This window comes from Erythrobacter sp. EC-HK427 (genome assembly GCF_902498745.1).
Lineage (GTDB): Bacteria > Pseudomonadota > Alphaproteobacteria > Sphingomonadales > Sphingomonadaceae > Alteraurantiacibacter.
In genome coordinates this window covers 2,209,806-2,225,599 of record NZ_LR701479.1, presented here as the reverse complement: position 1 = coordinate 2,225,599, position 15,794 = coordinate 2,209,806, and the positions used below count along the sequence as shown (strand labels likewise).

The following is a 15,794-nucleotide window of genomic DNA, read 5'->3' as shown; positions in this document are numbered from 1 at the left end:
TGCCGCTTGTAATCCAGCCGTAACATCGCCATTGCGGCCCCGCGCGGCAAATACGGCGACAGGCTCTCATGAATTTCACCCATCCCTTCCTCGATGAAGACGGTGACGACAAGCTGCATGAAGAATGCGGCATTTTCGGCATCATCAACGGGGAGCGTGCCTCTTCCGCCACTGCGCTGGGGCTCCATGCCTTGCAGCATCGCGGGCAGGAAGCCGCAGGCATCAGCAGCTGGGACGGGACGGAATTCTTCACCCGCCGCGCGCTGGGCCATGTCGCGGAAAACTTCGCCACCGAGGAATCGCTTGCCGAACTGCCAGGCCAGATGGCGGCGGGCCATGTGCGCTATTCCACCACCGGCGGCGCGGGCCTGCGCAATGTGCAGCCGCTCTATGCCGACCTTGCCAGCGGCGGGTTTGCGGTGGCGCATAACGGCAATATTTCGAACGCGGCGGCCTTGCGCAAAGACCTCGTCAATCGCGGGGCGATCTTCCAGTCGACTTCGGACACCGAAGTCATCATCCACCTTGTCGCCACCAGCCGCTTTCCCACCATGCTGGAAAAGCTGGTGGATGCGCTGCGGATGGTCGAAGGCGCCTATGCGCTGATCGTGATGACGCCGCGCGGCATGGCCGCGTGCCGTGATCCGCTGGGCATCCGCCCGTTGGTGATGGGCAAGCTCGGCGATGCAGTGGTGTTCGCCAGCGAGACGGTGGCGCTCGATGTTGTCGGCGCTACATTTGAACGGCAGGTCGAGCCGGGCGAACTGATCGAAGTCGATTTCGACGGCAGCGTCCGCAGCCACCGGCCCTTCGGCAATCCGCGCCCCCGCCCGTGCATTTTCGAACACGTCTATTTCAGCCGCCCGGATTCGATCTTCAACCAGCGTTCGGTCTACGAAAGCCGCAAGAATATCGGCATGGAGCTGGCGAAAGAATCCCCGTGCGAGGCCGATCTGGTCGTCCCCGTGCCCGATAGCGGCGTGCCTGCCGCCATCGGCTATGCCCAGCAATCGGGTATCCCGTTCGAACTCGGCATCATTCGCTCCCACTATGTCGGGCGCACCTTTATCCAGCCGAGCGACGGCGCGCGCCATGCGGGCGTCAAACGCAAGCACAATGCCAACCGCGCCATCGTGGAAGGCAAGCGCATCGTGCTGATCGACGATTCTATCGTGCGCGGCACCACTTCGATGAAGATCGTGCAGATCATGCGCGATGCGGGCGCTGCCGAAGTGCATTTCCGCGTCGCCAGCCCGCCCACCGGCCATGGCTGCTATTACGGTGTCGACACGCCCGAACGCTCCAAGCTGCTGGCAGGCCGGATGGACCTTGCCGCCATGCGCGAATTTATCGGAGCCGAAAGCCTGGCCTTCGTCTCCATCGACGGGCTCTACCGCGCGGTGGGTCTCAAGGGCCGCGATCCTGCGAGCCCGCAATATTGCGATGCCTGCTTTACGGGGGAATACCCCACATCGCTCACCGATCTGGCCGCGCGCCAGTTGGGCGATGCGCAGCTCACCCTCCCCGTCAGCGAGGACGCGTAAATGTCAGATAATCCGAACGCAAAGCCGCTCGCCGGAAAGATCGCGCTCGTCACCGGATCGAGCCGCGGGATCGGTGCCGCCACCGCCAAGGCGCTCGCCGCGAAGGGTGCGCATGTGGTCATCACCGGCCGCAAGGTGAAGAATCTCGAAGCGGTGGAGGATGCCATCCACGACGCGGGCGGCAGCGCCACCATCGCGCCGATGGATTTGACCGACGGGGCGAGCATCGGGCGGCTGGCGCAGGCGATTGCCGAGCGGTGGGAGAAGCTGGACATCCTCATCATCAACGCCGCGCAAATGCCGGTGCTGACGCCGGTGACGCAGATCGACGCCAAGCAGTTCAACGAAGTTCTCACGCTCAACGTTCTCGCCACGCAGGCGCTGCTGGCGGGGTTCGACCCGCTGCTCAAGCGCTCGGCGGCGGGGCGGATCATCGGCCTCACCAGTTCGGTCGGCAGCGAACCGCGCCCGTTCTGGGGCGCCTATGGCGCGAGCAAAGCCGCGTTCGAAAACCTGCTGCTGAGCCACGGCAAGGAAGTCGAGCGGATTTCGGAAATCCGCCTTGCGATCATCGATCCCGGCGCGACCCGCACAGCGATGCGCGAACGCGCTTACCCGGGCGAAGACCCGCAGACGGTCAAGCTGCCCGAAGTGGTGGCCGATTATCTCGCCGCGCTGCTGGAAAAAGATTTCCCCAATTTACATCGGGAAAGAGTGGAAACCTCCGCTTAACCATATCGGGTAAGTCCGCGGTAAGCACTTGCGCTCATTTTGTGCAAAGCAAAGGCCGCAAGGCCGTCCTTACCAACCCGTCTGGAGCTGGCACCATGACCATGCACACCACCCTGCGCAATTCCTCCCGCAAGCGTTACGAACTCGCCGCGCAAGAAGACCGCAGCGCGCCGCGCACGCGGATCATGATCCCGGCACAATTGCGCGCCTCGGGCAACCGCGCCTTCCAGACGGTGGTGAACGACCTCTCGCTGAGCGGCTTTTCCGCCACCGCGCTGAACCGGATGCACGCAGGCTCGATCTGCTGGCTGACCCTGCCGGGGCTGGAATCGCTCCAAGCCGAGGTGGTGTGGTGGGAAAATGGCGTCGCGGGTTGCGCGTTCACGAATCTGCTTTCGCCGATTGTGCATGACAATATTCTGGCGCGATATCGCGGGGATGGGTCGTTCCGGGGGTGAGCCGATAGGATTCGTCATTGCGAGCGTAGCGCAGCAATCCAGTTCCAACGTCTGGACTGGATTGCCACGTCGCCTGCGGCTCCTCGCAATGACGGGTTGAGAACAACGCACAATTGCCAACGCCGCAAGACGAACATAGGCTGCACCGATGGCCTATTCGCCTTCCATCTGGCCCAAAGTCCTCGTGGCCGTTCCCGCCTTTCTGATCGCGGGCGTGCTGCTGGGTAATGGCTTTAATGAGCAGATCGAGCGCTACGAGAACCGCGCCGCGACCGCCGCTGCACGGGAAGCGATGCAGCGTTGTGCGCGCGAACACGGGGTCGAGATTGCTTGGCGGTCGGATCCGCGATTACTCACATTCGATGTCGAGGAACGGTATTTTTCCGCCGCCAATCCCGCCGAAGTCGCCGCCGCCAATTGCATCGTCGACACGCTGCCAGAGATGGCACATCGTTCACAACATCCTATCGTGTGCTTTGACGAGACAGCCATAGTCCAGGTTGATCGCAGGGTCACTGGCCAGCACTTCAATCCGCCGGAGGAGAATTACAGCTTCTTCCTTTCGCCGTGCGGTGCGGTTCAAAGAGAGAACCCCTAGTCCGTCATTGCAAGGAGCCGCAGGCGGAAGCGAAGCTGTGCGGAGCACACGTGGCAATCCACCAGCGCCGGAGCTGGATTGGTTCAGGCTCCGCCTGTGCTTCGCAACCGCTCCGCTCGCAATGACCGGCGAGGACGCCTCCCCCTCGTCATTCCCGCGCAGGCGGGAATCCAGAGCAGCACGCAAACAAGCTGGAACCCCGCCTGCGCGGGGATGACGAAGTGAGATATTGCTGATAACTTGAACGAATGTTTGATTTGCCGCCCGATCCTCCCGCGTTTGATACCGATCCGATAATCGAAGCCCTAGTCGAATGCGGATTGCAGCGCGGCGGCTTGAAGGTGACTTATGACGACCTGCTTCAGGAAACTGTCGTCACAATTAGCGAAAGCGCAGGTGCGAGTGCCGAGCATTTCGGGTGCATTCGGGGCTCGCTCCAGTCTTACGTAGCGCTAGACTTCAAGGCTGAGGAATTGGGCGAGGACTATTGGGAATTCGTGGCGGAGCAGGAGCGGCCGCGCCGCCTTGCGGAAAGTGGTCGCAGGCTCGCAGAACTCGCACTACTTGAAGGATTTCCTCGGCGGGATCGCTTCACCAACTTTGCGGACTATCTTCGCGCGCTGGAGAGACACGCGGGACTTGTCGAAGGCGAGTGGCTTAGCGCCGATGGAGAGATCATCACTTTCCAGCCGCCAGAAGTTTCGGCAGGGCAAGACGCAACAGAACATTATGAGCGTTCTGCCAGAATTCTAACGCTGATCCATTACGCGAGCTTGCTTGGAGATTTGCCCCACTTCGGCTTCATCGGCAACGAACGCGCCGCCGAAGACTAATCCCGCTCCACCGCCTTCGCTTTGCGCGTCGAGAACATTCCCGTTGTATCGACCACGGCCTTCGACAGATAGCTGTCCCCCTCCAGCCGCTTGAATTGGCGGTGGCCTACCAAAAACGTCACGATATCCGCTGCCTCGCGTGCTTCGTCCGAGGCCACCAGCCGCACATTGGCGCGACCCGCCAGCGATGCAGGCAATTCCGACAGGTTCGGCTCCACCACCAGCACTTGCGCGCCTTCGATGCCCGCCACTTCCTCGACGATTTCCAGCGCGGGGCTTTCGCGCACATCGTCGACATCGGGCTTGTAGGTGATGCCGTAGCAGGCGACGGTCGGCACTTTGAACTTGTCCGCCAGCGCGCGGATTTGTGCGACCACGCGGTGGGGTTTGTCGTCATTCACGATGCGCGCCGTGCGGATCAGCCTCGCCTCGTCCGGCGCGCTGGAGACGATGAACCACGGGTCGACTGCGATGCAGTGGCCGCCCACCCCGGCGCCGGGCATCAGGATATTCACGCGCGGGTGCTGGTTTGCCAGCTCGCGCACTTGCCAGATATCGGTGCCCAGCTTGTCGCAGATGATCGACAACTCGTTGGCGAAGGCGATATTGACGTCGCGATAGGCGTTTTCGGAGAGCTTGCAGAGCTCTGCCACGCGGCTGTCGGTGATGTAGCAGGTGCCCATCACGAAGGACTGGTAAAGCCGTGCCGCCTTGTTCGCGCAATCGCTGGTGAGGCCGCCGATGATCCGGTCATTGCTGACAAGTTCGCGCAGCATTTGCCCCGGCAGAATGCGCTCCGGACAATGGCAGAGCGCGACATCGGCGACGCTGTCTTCATCGCGGTAGCGCGGGAAAGTCAGGTCAGGGCGTTCCTCGGCCAGAATCTCCCCCATCCGTTCGGTCGAGCCGACGGGAGAGGTTGATTCGAGGATCACCACATTCCCTTTTTCGAGCACCGGCGCGATGGTGCGGGCGGCGGCCTCGACATAGGTCATGTCGGGCCCTTCATTCACCATCGGCGTGGGGACGGCGATCAGGAAGAATTCGGCGGGCTCGGGCGTGGTTGTGGCGCGCAAGCGCTTGGTATCGACGGCAGCGGACAGCAGCATCTGCAAGTCCGGCTCCTGAAAATGCGCCTGCCCCGCATTCACCGCATCGACGACGCTCTGGTTCACATCGAGGCCGATCACCTCGTGCCCGCGGCTCGCAAGCATGGCGGCGGTCGGCAGGCCGATATAGCCGAGCCCTACGGTGCAGACTTTCATTGGACGGATGCTTTCACAAAGGCTGCGACCGAGGCCGCGATTTTGGCCGAGGCGGTGCCGTCGCCATAGGGGAACACGGCGCGCGCGCAGCTGGCGTAGTGGACGTCATCGGCGAGCAGGCGCGTCGCCTCTGCCACGATGGTGTCGATATCGGTGCCGACCAGCCGCGCCACGCCAGTGGCGACCGCTTCGGGCCGCTCGGTCACATCGCGCATCACCAGCACGGGCTTGCCCAGCGCGGGCGCCTCTTCCTGAATGCCGCCGCTATCGGTGAGCACGAAGTGGGAGGCTTTCATCAGCGCGACCATCTGCACGTAGTCAACCGGCGGGATAAGGTGGATGGCGGAGGTGTGGCCGAGCCGTTCCTCGACCACATTCTTGACCTGCGGGTTGAGGTGGACGGGATAGATGATCTGCGCATCGCCGCGCGCGGCAATGGCGGCAAGCGCGTCGCAAATGCGGGCGAAACCGTCACCAAAACTCTCGCGCCGGTGGCCGGTGACGAGCACCAACTTTTTCGCGGGATCGAGCGTGACGGGGAGCGAATCGAGTTCGCCGCCCTGCAATTCGCCCGCAATATGCAGCAGCGCGTCGATGCCCGAATTGCCGGTGATTTCGATATGCCGTGGCGTGCCAACGCCATCGGGCCGTTCGCGGCGGAGGTTTTCTGCCGACGCCTCGGTCGGCGCCCACAGCAGGTCCGCCACCGCGTCAATGCTGATGCGGTTATATTCCTCGGGCCAGGGGCGCTGGATATCGTGGCTGCGCAGCCCTGCCTCCACATGGCCGACCGGCACGCGATTATAGAAAGCGGAAAGCCCCGCCGCCATCGCGCTCGTCGTATCGCCATGCACCATGACGAGGCCCGGCTTGTGCTCGGCAATCAGCGCGTCCATTTCGCGCATCACGCGGGCGGTGATGTCCGACAGGGTCTGCCCCGGCGTCATCAGATCAAGGTCGATATCGACGCTTTCGCCAAAGGCGGCGAACACCTGATCGAGCATCTGGCGGTGCTGGCCGGTGCTGACCACCTTGAGATCGACTTCGGGCACCTGCCGCAAAGCGCGCACCACGGGCAGCATCTTGATCGCTTCGGGCCGCGTGCCGATAACGAGCAGAACGGGCGTCACAGAATGCGCGCCGGCGAGAGAGTTTGGACTGAGTTCAACCACACGGTTGCCCTAGCCTCGCGGCGTAAAAATATCGTTTCCGGCCCGTTCACTTAAGCGCGCTCAGCGCAGCATGGGTTCGGTCGGTTCATCGCCGATGGTGACGCTTTCCACCCCGCGCCTTGCATCCACCGCGCGCTGGACGGCGGTGTAGAAGCCGTTGCGCTCTGTCCCCTCGCCATTGCCGCCGGTGCTGTCGCGCCAGTTGGAGTTCGTGGCGATCACCAGATTGCGCTCCGGATCGATGAGAATGCCCTGCCCGAACAGCCCGCTCGCGGCATAGACGCCGCCCGGATAGGTCCACCACTGGTAGGCGTAACCGCGCCCGAAGCGGCCGGTTTCGAAGGCGGGCGTCACCGCTTCGGCGAACCAGCCCTCGGGCACCACACGCTCGCCGCCCGCCATGCCGCCGCCCATGGCGAAGAGGCCGAAGCGCGCCATATCGCGGGTGGTCGCCTGGATGCAGCAGCCGGAGATTTCCGAACCGCTGTTGGAAAGCAGCCACGTTGCGTCCTGCTCCATCCCGAACGATGCCCACACCTTTTCGGAGAGGTAATCCGCCAGATCGCGCCCGGTCGCCTCGCGCACCAGCACGCCGATCAGATTCGTCTCCCCGGTATTGTAGAGCCAGCGCGTGCCCGGCTCCGCCTCGCGCGGCAATTGGCGCATATAATCGACCAGCGAATCAACGCCTTCCTCGGCCGAAACGTGCTCGTTGAAGCGCGCCACATCGCTCTGCGGATCGTTGTAATCCTCGCTCCACCGCACCCCGCTGCTCATGGTGAGGAGCTGGCGGATTGTCACATCGTCATAGGCCGAACCCGCCATATCCTCGATATATTTGCTCACCGGATCGTCGAGACTGTCGATAAAGCCATCGGCAATCGCCGCGCCGACCAGAGTCGAGGTGTAGCTTTTGGCGACCGAAAAGCTCGTCCAGCGCCCCTGCGCATCAAAGCCGAGACCATAGCGTTCGAGCACGATCCGCCCGTCATGCACCACCACAATGGCCGAGGCGTTCTGGCTTTGCATGAAAGCATCAAGATCGAAGGTGCCCAGATCGAGCGGCTCGCCCTCGGGCAACGGATAGGTCGCATCGCCCGCCTCGATCACCCGCGCCTCTGCCAGCGCAGGAAACTGGTCGAGCGCGCGGAAGGCGGCATCGCGGGTTTCGACATCCCAGAACAGAACGTTGCGGTCGGTCGGCATATTGGCGAGCACCGCGCGCTGTTCGTCGCTCATCGACACATAGGCAGCGCCGCAGCCCGCCAGCACAATCGCTCCGACGCCGATCAGCCACTTTTTCACCCGCGCTCTCCCTTTTCTGCTTATCGCTTATGGGGAGGCGGTATGCCGCCGCAGACGACGCGCCGCAAGCGGGGACTAGGCTTTGTCCTTCATCGCCCGATAGGCCGCCAGCGCCCGCTCGCGCGCAGCCTTGTGGCCGATCATCTTGCGCGGATAGTCGCGTGGCCGCCGCCCGAATTCGTCGGGATCGTGGACGTAAGGATCATCCAGATCGGCCAGTTCGGGCACCCATTGGCGGATATAGTGCCCCGCATCGAATTTCTCGCTCTGGCTGAGCGGGGCCATGATGCGCACGAACATATTGCTGTCGACCCCCGTGCCGCTCACCCACTGCCAGTTGGTGGCGTTGGAAGCGTAATCGGCATCGCACAGCGTATCCCAGAACCACCGCTCGCCATGCGTCCAGTTGATGAGCAGATGCTTGATAAGGAAGCTGGCGGTGATCATCCGCACACGGTTGTGCATCCAGCCGGTGGCGTAAAGCTCGCGCATTCCGGCATCGACGATGGGGTAGCCGGTGCAGCCCTGCTGCCAAGCCTTGAGGTCGCGCGCGGCGGCTTCGTCCGTGTCGGGATCGCGCCAGAACGCTTCGTCATAACCGTCGCGATAGGGCTTCACGCCGTATTCGGGAAATTGGCAGATGACGTTCTGCGCATAATCGCGCCACACCAGTTCCTGCCGGAAAATGGTCGCGCCTTCGGATGTGTGACGCCGCATCGCTTCCCACAGCATTCGCGGGGAGACTTCGCCGAAATGCAGGCGCGGAGACATCCGGCTGGTGCCGTGGATGCTCGGCAAATTGCGCTTGTCGTCATACTGGTCGACCTGACCGAGGTAACGCTCGAACGCCGCCATCGCTGCGGTAGTGCCGTGCTGCTCGCCCCAGAAGGCGCGCATTCCGCCCGCCCAGTCGGGTGTGGTGGGCAGCAGGTCGAGGTCTTCCAGGCTCTCGCTGGCGGGCCAGCTTTCGGGCGAGGACAGGCTCGGCTCGGGCAGGATATCGAACCCCTCGATCGCGGCGAAGGTCGCATTCTTGAACGGGGTGTAGATCTTGTACTCCGCGCCCGATCCGGTGCGCACCGTTCCCGGCGGCAGCAGGTAATTGCCATCATGCAGTGCGAGCGGAACGCTGTCCTTGAGCGCCCCTTGCGCCTTGCGCCACCACGGCTCGTAATGGCGGATCGCGTGAACACAGGCCGCACCTGTTTCCGCGACGAGCTGAGGCAGCACATCGGTAACCTTTCCGCTCCGCAGGATCAGCTTGGAATGGTGCCGTGCGAGGTCGTTCTGGAGCGCCTCCAGCGAAAAATGCAACCACCACCGGCTCGCCCCGCCCATCGCGTGATTGCCGGGGGTTTCGTCATCGAGAATATAGACCGCAATCACCGGCCCCGCCTGCGCGGCGGCGGTGAAAGCCGGTTGATCGGTGAGGCGCAGATCGCGCCTGAGCCAGACGATTTGTGGTGCGGACAAATCTCTCTCCGACTGTCCTGAGCTTGTCGAAGGACTGTTTTGCCTTCTGAACAAACGCGGAAAGTAAAGGGCAGCCCTTCGACAAGCTCAGGGCAATCGGGTTTGGAGGCCTAACGTGGCGCCTAGCCTTCGGGTTCCGCACAAAACTCCGCAGGGATTTCGATGCTGAATCGATCTTGGGTTCGCGGATCGTAGAAACGTGCGTCTCGAAGGAATATAGAGCCATCTGCCTGACGGTCGAGGACAGGCGTCCGGCTCCAGAAGAGAAAGGCGTCGATCTGGCTGCTCTCGGCACGAGCAGCGTCGAGATCGCATTCCGAAAGAAGCATATTGCCGATCACATCAGATCCTATAGCTGCCCAGCCATCCTCATTCCATTGGACAATATCTCTCAGTGGTGAGGCAATCGGCGGTGGACTCGCAATTATGACGTCAGCCTCAATCATATCGTAAGGTTCCCAATTCTCCTCTGACCATGTGATGTAACTCTGCACCCCAATATACGCCAGCACTCCGGCGAGCACGACCCGCGCCGCCTTACGCCAATCATCCCCACGCTTCTCCCGCCGCAACGACCACCACAGCCCTAGCCCCATCAGCGCCCATAGCCACACGTCGATAATAAACAGCACATCGCCGTAGAACCATTGCGAGGAAAACGGCTCCAGCAGGCGGATGCCGTAGACATTCATCCAGTCGAGCGCCGGGTGGGTCAGGCAGCCCAGCAGCGCGAGGCCGTAGAGCCAGCCGAAATGCACCGGCAGCCGCCCCTCGGGCCTTTTCCCGCGAGAAGTCTGCCAGCGGTCAAAACCCCATAACAGCCCCGCCAGTATCAGCGGCAGCAGCACCATCGCTGGCGGGCCGTGGGTGATGCCGCGGCGGAAACCCAGATGCTCGGTGCCTTCCAGCCAGAAGAAGCACGCCGCATCCACATCGGGCAGATTCGCCCCGATAATCAGCGCGGGCATGGCCAGCCCGGTCTTCTTCTTGAGGCCCGTCTGTCCGATCAACGCGCCGACCAGCGAGTGTGTGAGATTGTCCAACGCCAGCTCCGCAAATGATCCGTTTTACGACACACCGCCTTTCCCGCGCGAATGCAAGGGGCATTGCGTTGATTTCGGGTGCGATGCAGCATAAGGCTCCCCGCGCGCTCAGGGGGAAAGATACACATCGCATGAAGCCCGTACCGATTCCTCCGCCCTCGACGGCGCACAAGCTGAAGCGGCTGGTCTGGCAGGCGCTGTGGCTGGTGCTCTATCGCCCCAGTCCGGTGCCCCTGCACGGCTGGCGGCGCTTCCTGCTGCGGACATTCGGCGCCCAGGTGGCGGGCGATGCGCATCCCTACCCTTCCGCGAAAGTCTGGGCGCCGTGGAACCTCACCATGGGCGCGCAAAGCTGCCTCGGCCCGCATAGCGAATGCTACAATGCCTGCATGGTGACGCTCGGCAAGCGCGCCATTGTCAGCCAGCACGCCTATCTTTGCACACCCAGCCACGAAACCGACGACGCCTTCACGCTGATCGGCGCGCCGATTGTGCTGGAGGACTGCGCATGGGTCGCCGCCAAGGCGATGGTCGGCCCCGGCGTCACAGTCGGCCGCGGCGCGGTAGTCGGCGCAGGCGCGGTGGCGATGAAGGACGTGGCGGCGGGCAAGGTCGTGGTCGGCAATCCGGCGCGGGAAGTGAGCGAAAGCGAGCTGGGCGCGAGTGGCGGCACGGTGATCCGGCAGGCCGACCAGTGAGCAATCCCACTGTCACCGCCGTCATCCTCACCAAGAACGAGGAGCAGCACCTGCGCCGCGCGCTGGATTGCATCGCGCCGCATTGCCGCGAAATCGTGATCGTCGATTCGGGCTCCGACGACGGCACCGAAGCCATCGCCCGCGAATTCGGCGCGCGCTTCGCATTCAATCCCTGGAAGAACTACGCCACGCAGTTCAACCACGGCATCGCTCTGGCGGGGACAGAGTCAGAATGGCTGCTCCGGCTGGATGCGGACGAAATTCTCGATCCGGACTGGTATGCCCGCTTCGCCGCGCTGGTGGCCAGCAAGCCAGAGACGACCGGCATTGCCCTGCGCCGCAGCATGACCTTTCGCGGCAAGCTCATCCGCCACGGTCTCGCCAAGACCTGGCAGCTGCGCCTCTTCCGCGCCGGTCGCGGCACCTGTGAAGCGCGTTGGATGGATGAGCATATCGTGGTGGACGGGCCGGTGGAACAACTTGCCGTCAATCTGGTCGACGACAATCTCAACGATCTCAAATGGTGGACGCAAAAGCACCTCGGCTATGCCGACCGTGAGGCAGTGGATCTGCTGATGATTGCCGAGGATCAGGCGAAGGAAGGCCAAAGCGGCTCCATGACCGGCCAAGCCAAGGCCAAGCGCTGGATCAAGGACAATATCTACGCCAAGCTGCCCATCGGCCTGCGCGCGCTCATGTTCTTTATCCTGCGCTACGTCTTCGCGCTGGGCTTTCTCGACGGGCTGCGCGGCTTCCAATTCCATGTGCTGCAAGGCTTCTGGTATCGGCTCTATACCGACATCCGCGTTGCCGAAATCCGCGAGGCGCAGGCGAAGCAGGGGCTCTCGCTAGAAGCGGCGATCGAGCAGGTGACGGGCATCGTCGTCGCGCCCAAGCCTGCCCTGCCCGCCGGAGACGACCGTGCCGGCTAACACGGGCAAAGCCTCTATCATTTTCGTCAACCGCTATGTCTGGCCGGATCGCAGCGCGACCTCGCAGATATTGTCCGACGTTGCCTTCCACTTCGCCGAGCAGGGCCATGATGTGCAGGTGATCGCCAGCCGCCTGTCCTATGAAAGCGACGAAGGCCCCTACCCCGCGCGCGAAACACATCGCGGCGTGACGCTGCACCGCGTCGCCACACCCAGCTTCGGGCGCGGATCGATTGCGGGACGGATTGCCGACTATCTCGGCTTTTATATCAGCGCCTTTTTCAAGACTTTGGCCGTGGCCCAAAGCGGCAGCGTGGTGGTGGCGAAAACCGATCCGCCGGTGCTGTCCTGGCCCATCGGCATCGCCGCGCGGCTGAAAGGCGCACAGCGCGCCAACTGGCTGCAAGACCTCTACCCCGAAGTCGCCGAGGCGTTCGGCGTGGTGCGCAGCGACAGCCTTGTCACCCGGATCACCCGCACCCTGCGCGACCGCTCGCTGCGCAAAGCGGACATGAACGTCGCCATCGGTGACCGCATGGCTGACCTGTTGCGCAAGGCGGGCGTTGCCGAAAGCCGCATCGCCGTCATCCCCAATATGACCGACGATGAAAGCATCCGCCCCATTGCGGCGGCGGAGAACCCGCTGCGCGTGGAATGGGGCTTTGCGCCTGCTGATCTGGTGGTCGGCTATTCGGGCAACCTAGGCCGTGCGCATGAGATCGAGACGATCCTTGGCGCGGCAGAGCTGGCGCAAGAGGCGCAGCGCGGGAACATCAAGTTCCTCGTCATCGGCGGCGGCTTCTTGCACGAGCGGCTTGAGCGCGAAATCGCGGAGCGGCGCCTCAACAATTTCACGCTCAAACCCTATCAGCCGCGCGACAAGTTGCCGCTCTCGCTCACCGTGCCCGATGTGCATTGGGTGAGCCTGCTCCCCGCGCTGGAGGGCTTGATCGTCCCGAGCAAGTTCTACGGCGCGGCAGCGAGCGGCCGCCCGGTGATCTTTATCGGCGATACAGCGGGCGAGCTGGGGGATATCGTGCCGCAATCGCAAAGCGGCGCGGTGGTGGGCGTGGGCGAGGCCGAGACTTTGGCCAAGCTGCTCTTCGCCTATGCCGATGATGCCGCGCGCCGTTTAAGCGAAGGCAGCAATGCCCGCGCGCTGGTGGAAAGCGGCTTCAACCGCCGCGCCGTTTTCGCCAAGTGGGATGCGTTCGCGGCAAAATTCGCGCGCTAGTTGCGCCGCCAGTTACTTCGCGCCGAAGCCGGTCAGCACCACCATCGCGGTGCGGAACAGGATCAGGAAATCCAGCCAGTACGAGAAGTTCTTGATGTAATAGAAGTCGTATTGCAGCTTGTCGTCGACATCGGACAGGCCGGTCACGTGCCCCTGATTGACCTGCGCCCAGCCGGTGATGCCGGGGCGGACAATGTGGCGGTAATCGTAGAACGGGATTTCCTGCTGGTACCAGCGTGACAGCTCCAGCGCTTCGGGACGCGGGCCGATCCAGCTCATCTGGCCGAGTAGGATGTTCCACATTTGCGGCAATTCATCGATCCGCGTCTTGCGCAGGAAACGGCCCAGCTTGGTGATGCGCGGATCGTTCTCGCCCGTCATCGCCTTCTTCCGCCGCGCCTCGACATCGCCCAGATCCTCCTCGCGCCGCATGGTGCGGAATTTGAGGACGAAGAAGGGCTCCCCGCGATAGCCGATGCGTTGCTGGCGGAAAAACACGCCGCCGCGCGAATCGAGCGCGATCAGCAGCGCCACCACGCAGAGCGGCAGAAACAGGATCGGCAGCAGCAACAGTGTGAGCACAATATCCGCCGCACGCTTCAGCCGCATGAAGGACATACTCGGGAGCAGCGAGCCGAAGCTGTTTTCGGAAAGATGCTCGACCTGCACCTTGCCCGTTGCCGCCTCGAACACTTGCTTGAAGTGGAACACCGGCACGCCCTGCAAGGCGGCATTGGCCAGCAGCCGTTCCCATTCGGGTGGATGGTCGCGGTGCAAGTCCGCCACCAAAATCGCTCCGCGATGCTTGGGCAGGATAGGCTCTGCCAGCCGCCGCGTTTGCAGGCCGACATCTTTGAGCCGCGTTATCCGCCCGCCAGGCACGGTGTAGAAGATATTCTGGTCAGACCGTGTCGCTACAATCATGATCGCCAGATAGGAGGAAACCGAAACCGCGAAATTCACCCCGAAAACGGGGATCGAATAGGCGATCCGCAGCGCCAGAATGCCCATCGCAACAAGGCCGAAACTGGTGATGAAAGCCGGGATGACCGAACCGAACTGCTTGACGCCGGGATAGATATTCACCCGCCGCGCCAAGAGGATGCCGAGCGTTGCCGCGACAGCTGTCCCGATCACCGAATTCTGCACCGCACCGGGGGTGAAGAGCGCCAGATCGGAACCGAAATACAGCACCGGTGGCAGGATCGTGCCCAACGCCAAGCAGGCGAGCGTTTGCAGGGCGAAGGAGCGGTAAAGGCTCCGGTCGTCCTGAATCAGCTCGTTTGGTGCTGCCATCAGCATTTGGCTGCATATCCCACTGTGCAATTTCCCCCTCGTTCGCAAACACCAGTAGGCGGCAATTGTTACGCCTATTGTGCAAGTGCGAACGCCGAAGGTGATACGCCCCGCTTGCGCAAATCGCAAGGGTGGGAACGTGCCAATTTGTAACGGGCTATCCGCGCGGAATGGCGGCCGGTCGCGTCAGGCTTCGACTGTCCAGGTCTGTCCCTTGGCGAGCAGCGCAGCCAGATTGGGCTCCTTGCCTTCGCTCAAGCGCCTGTTTTCAGCCGTAACCGCCTGCTCGAACACCGGCGCGGGATCGTCGTAAATCACGCCAAGCGGCATCGGGAACGGGCCGAATGTCAGCTCCACCAGCATATGCGCGATGGTGCGGTTGGTGACGTTGTGGCGCAACACGCCCGCCGCCTCCCAATCGCCATCGACCACATCGACGACTTTCAGATCGAGCGTCTCCATATCGATCGCAAGACCCTTGGCGCCGCCTGCGAACAGCATCGGCTCGCCATGTTCGAGCCACAGCTGGCGATCATCCGCTCCCTTGGGCGCGGCGAAATCGTTGAACACGTCCTTGTTGTAGACGATGCAGTTCTGGAAAATCTCGATGAAGGCCGCGCCCTGATGCGCGTGCGCGGCCTTCAGCACGTCGGGCAGGTTCTTCGACACATCGAAACCGCGCGCGACAAACCGCGCACCCGCACCCAGCGCAAAGGCGCAAGGGTTGGCGGGGCTGTCGATCGAGCCCGCAGGCGTTGACGGGCTGCTCGTCCCGATGCGGCTGGTGGGCGAGTACTGGCCCTTGGTGAGGCCGTAAATCTCGTTGTTGAACAGCATGATCTGCATATTCACGTTGCGCCGCAGCACGTGCATCATGTGGTTGCCGCCGATGGAAAGCCCGTCCCCGTCGCCGGTCACCAGCCACACATCGAGATCGGGATTGGCCAGCTTCACCCCCGTCGCCACCGCCGGCGCGCGGCCGTGGATGGTGTGGAAACCGTAGCTCTCGATGTAATAGGGGAAGCGGCTGGAGCAGCCGATGCCGCTGACAAACACGGTGTTCGCCGGATCGCAGCCAAGCTGCGGCAGGGTGCGCTGCACCGCCTTGAGGATGGCATAGTCCCCGCAACCGGGGCACCAGCGGACTTCCTGATCGGTTTCCCAGTCCTTGAGGGTGGTTTCGATTTTAGTGGGTGCGTTCATAGGGATAA

General features: G+C 62.9%; 15 protein-coding genes. 8 read left to right on the top strand and 7 right to left on the bottom strand.

Annotated elements, in window-relative coordinates; all coding sequences use genetic code 11:
• The first annotated feature begins 68 nt into the window (after nt 1-68).
• The 5 genes from purF (at nt 69) to GC121_RS10935 (ending at nt 4,165) form a co-directional block, all read left to right on the top strand.
• Nucleotides 69-1,544 (top strand): amidophosphoribosyltransferase, encoded by a 1,476-nt coding sequence (gene purF / locus GC121_RS10955; protein WP_151974314.1) that lies wholly within the window; start codon nt 69-71, stop codon nt 1,542-1,544.
• Entirely contained in the window at nt 1,545-2,276 is a 732-nt protein-coding gene (locus GC121_RS10950) for an SDR family NAD(P)-dependent oxidoreductase (protein WP_151974313.1), read from the top strand.
• Nucleotides 2,277-2,377: 101 nt separating this feature from the next.
• Nucleotides 2,378-2,734, top strand: coding sequence for a PilZ domain-containing protein (locus GC121_RS10945; RefSeq protein WP_151975707.1), 357 nt, complete (start codon nt 2,378-2,380; stop codon nt 2,732-2,734).
• Nucleotides 2,735-2,882: 148 nt separating this feature from the next.
• A complete protein-coding gene (locus GC121_RS10940; protein WP_151974312.1) occupies nt 2,883-3,332 on the top strand; it encodes a hypothetical protein in 450 nt (149 codons plus the stop codon).
• A 248-nt stretch (nt 3,333-3,580) separates the two neighbouring features.
• The gene (locus GC121_RS10935) at nt 3,581-4,165 is read left to right on the top strand and encodes a hypothetical protein (protein ID WP_151974311.1); all 585 of its coding nucleotides are present in this window, start codon (nt 3,581-3,583) and stop codon (nt 4,163-4,165) included.
• Here GC121_RS10935 and wecC read toward each other — a convergent pair.
• The 5 genes from wecC to GC121_RS10910 form a co-directional block, all read right to left on the bottom strand.
• Nucleotides 4,162-5,430, bottom strand: a complete 1,269-nt coding sequence (gene wecC / locus GC121_RS10930; protein WP_151974310.1) for a UDP-N-acetyl-D-mannosamine dehydrogenase — start codon at nt 5,428-5,430, stop codon at nt 4,162-4,164. The genes GC121_RS10935 and wecC overlap by 4 nt on opposite strands.
• Nucleotides 5,427-6,560 (bottom strand): non-hydrolyzing UDP-N-acetylglucosamine 2-epimerase, encoded by a 1,134-nt coding sequence (gene wecB / locus GC121_RS10925; RefSeq protein WP_199857837.1) that lies wholly within the window; start codon nt 6,558-6,560, stop codon nt 5,427-5,429. Before wecB ends, wecC begins: the two co-directional genes overlap by 4 nt.
• A gap of 102 nt (nt 6,561-6,662) precedes the next feature.
• A complete protein-coding gene (locus tag GC121_RS10920; RefSeq protein WP_151974309.1) occupies nt 6,663-7,907 on the bottom strand; it encodes a serine hydrolase in 1,245 nt (414 codons plus the stop codon).
• A gap of 75 nt (nt 7,908-7,982) precedes the next feature.
• Nucleotides 7,983-9,380 carry a deoxyribodipyrimidine photo-lyase gene (locus tag GC121_RS10915; protein ID WP_151974308.1) on the bottom strand — a complete coding sequence of 466 codons (1,398 nt, stop codon included), beginning with the start codon at nt 9,378-9,380 and terminating at the stop codon, nt 7,983-7,985.
• 122 nt (nt 9,381-9,502) lie between these two features.
• Nucleotides 9,503-10,423, bottom strand: a complete 921-nt coding sequence (locus tag GC121_RS10910) for a metal-dependent hydrolase (RefSeq protein WP_151974307.1) — start codon at nt 10,421-10,423, stop codon at nt 9,503-9,505.
• Nucleotides 10,424-10,554: 131 nt separating this feature from the next.
• Here GC121_RS10910 and GC121_RS15820 point away from each other — a divergent pair, with 131 nt between their 5' ends.
• Genes GC121_RS15820 through GC121_RS10895 form a run of 3 tightly spaced genes read left to right on the top strand, consistent with a single transcriptional unit; the run spans nt 10,555 to nt 13,287 of the window.
• Complete coding sequence (locus GC121_RS15820) at nt 10,555-11,121, top strand: putative colanic acid biosynthesis acetyltransferase (protein WP_151974306.1); 567 nt, start codon at nt 10,555-10,557, stop codon at nt 11,119-11,121.
• On the top strand, nt 11,118-12,053 hold the full coding sequence (locus GC121_RS10900) for a glycosyltransferase family 2 protein (RefSeq protein WP_151974305.1): 936 nt from the start codon (nt 11,118-11,120) through the stop codon (nt 12,051-12,053). The genes GC121_RS15820 and GC121_RS10900 overlap by 4 nt, the downstream gene beginning before the upstream one ends.
• Nucleotides 12,043-13,287: a glycosyltransferase family 4 protein gene (locus tag GC121_RS10895; RefSeq protein ID WP_199857836.1), complete on the top strand. Its 1,245-nt coding sequence runs from the start codon at nt 12,043-12,045 to the stop codon at nt 13,285-13,287. Before GC121_RS10900 ends, GC121_RS10895 begins: the two co-directional genes overlap by 11 nt.
• 12 nt (nt 13,288-13,299) lie before the next feature.
• On the opposite strand, the gene GC121_RS10890 is transcribed toward GC121_RS10895, so the two are convergent.
• Both GC121_RS10890 and GC121_RS10885 read right to left on the bottom strand, forming a co-directional pair.
• A complete protein-coding gene (locus tag GC121_RS10890) occupies nt 13,300-14,583 on the bottom strand; it encodes an exopolysaccharide biosynthesis polyprenyl glycosylphosphotransferase (RefSeq protein WP_199857835.1) in 1,284 nt (427 codons plus the stop codon).
• A 186-nt stretch (nt 14,584-14,769) separates the two neighbouring features.
• Nucleotides 14,770-15,786 (bottom strand): 2-oxoacid:ferredoxin oxidoreductase subunit beta, encoded by a 1,017-nt coding sequence (locus GC121_RS10885; protein WP_151974303.1) that lies wholly within the window; start codon nt 15,784-15,786, stop codon nt 14,770-14,772.
• Nucleotides 15,787-15,794: the final 8 nt, after the last annotated feature.

Bases quoted from the DNA above. Each gene is read 5' to 3' on its own strand.
- purF (WP_151974314.1), top strand. From the start codon at position 69: ATGAATTTCACCCATCCCTTCCTCGATGAAGACGGTGACGACAAGCTG.
- GC121_RS10950 (WP_151974313.1), top strand. From the start codon at position 1,545: ATGTCAGATAATCCGAACGCAAAGCCGCTCGCCGGAAAGATCGCGCTC.
- GC121_RS10945 (WP_151975707.1), top strand. From the start codon at position 2,378: ATGCACACCACCCTGCGCAATTCCTCCCGCAAGCGTTACGAACTCGCC.
- GC121_RS10940 (WP_151974312.1), top strand. From the start codon at position 2,883: ATGGCCTATTCGCCTTCCATCTGGCCCAAAGTCCTCGTGGCCGTTCCC.
- GC121_RS10935 (WP_151974311.1), top strand. From the start codon at position 3,581: ATGTTTGATTTGCCGCCCGATCCTCCCGCGTTTGATACCGATCCGATA.
- wecC (WP_151974310.1), bottom strand. From the start codon at position 5,430: ATGAAAGTCTGCACCGTAGGGCTCGGCTATATCGGCCTGCCGACCGCC.
- GC121_RS15820 (WP_151974306.1), top strand. From the start codon at position 10,555: ATGAAGCCCGTACCGATTCCTCCGCCCTCGACGGCGCACAAGCTGAAG.
- GC121_RS10890 (WP_199857835.1), bottom strand. From the start codon at position 14,583: ATGGCAGCACCAAACGAGCTGATTCAGGACGACCGGAGCCTTTACCGC.
- GC121_RS10885 (WP_151974303.1), bottom strand. From the start codon at position 15,786: ATGAACGCACCCACTAAAATCGAAACCACCCTCAAGGACTGGGAAACC.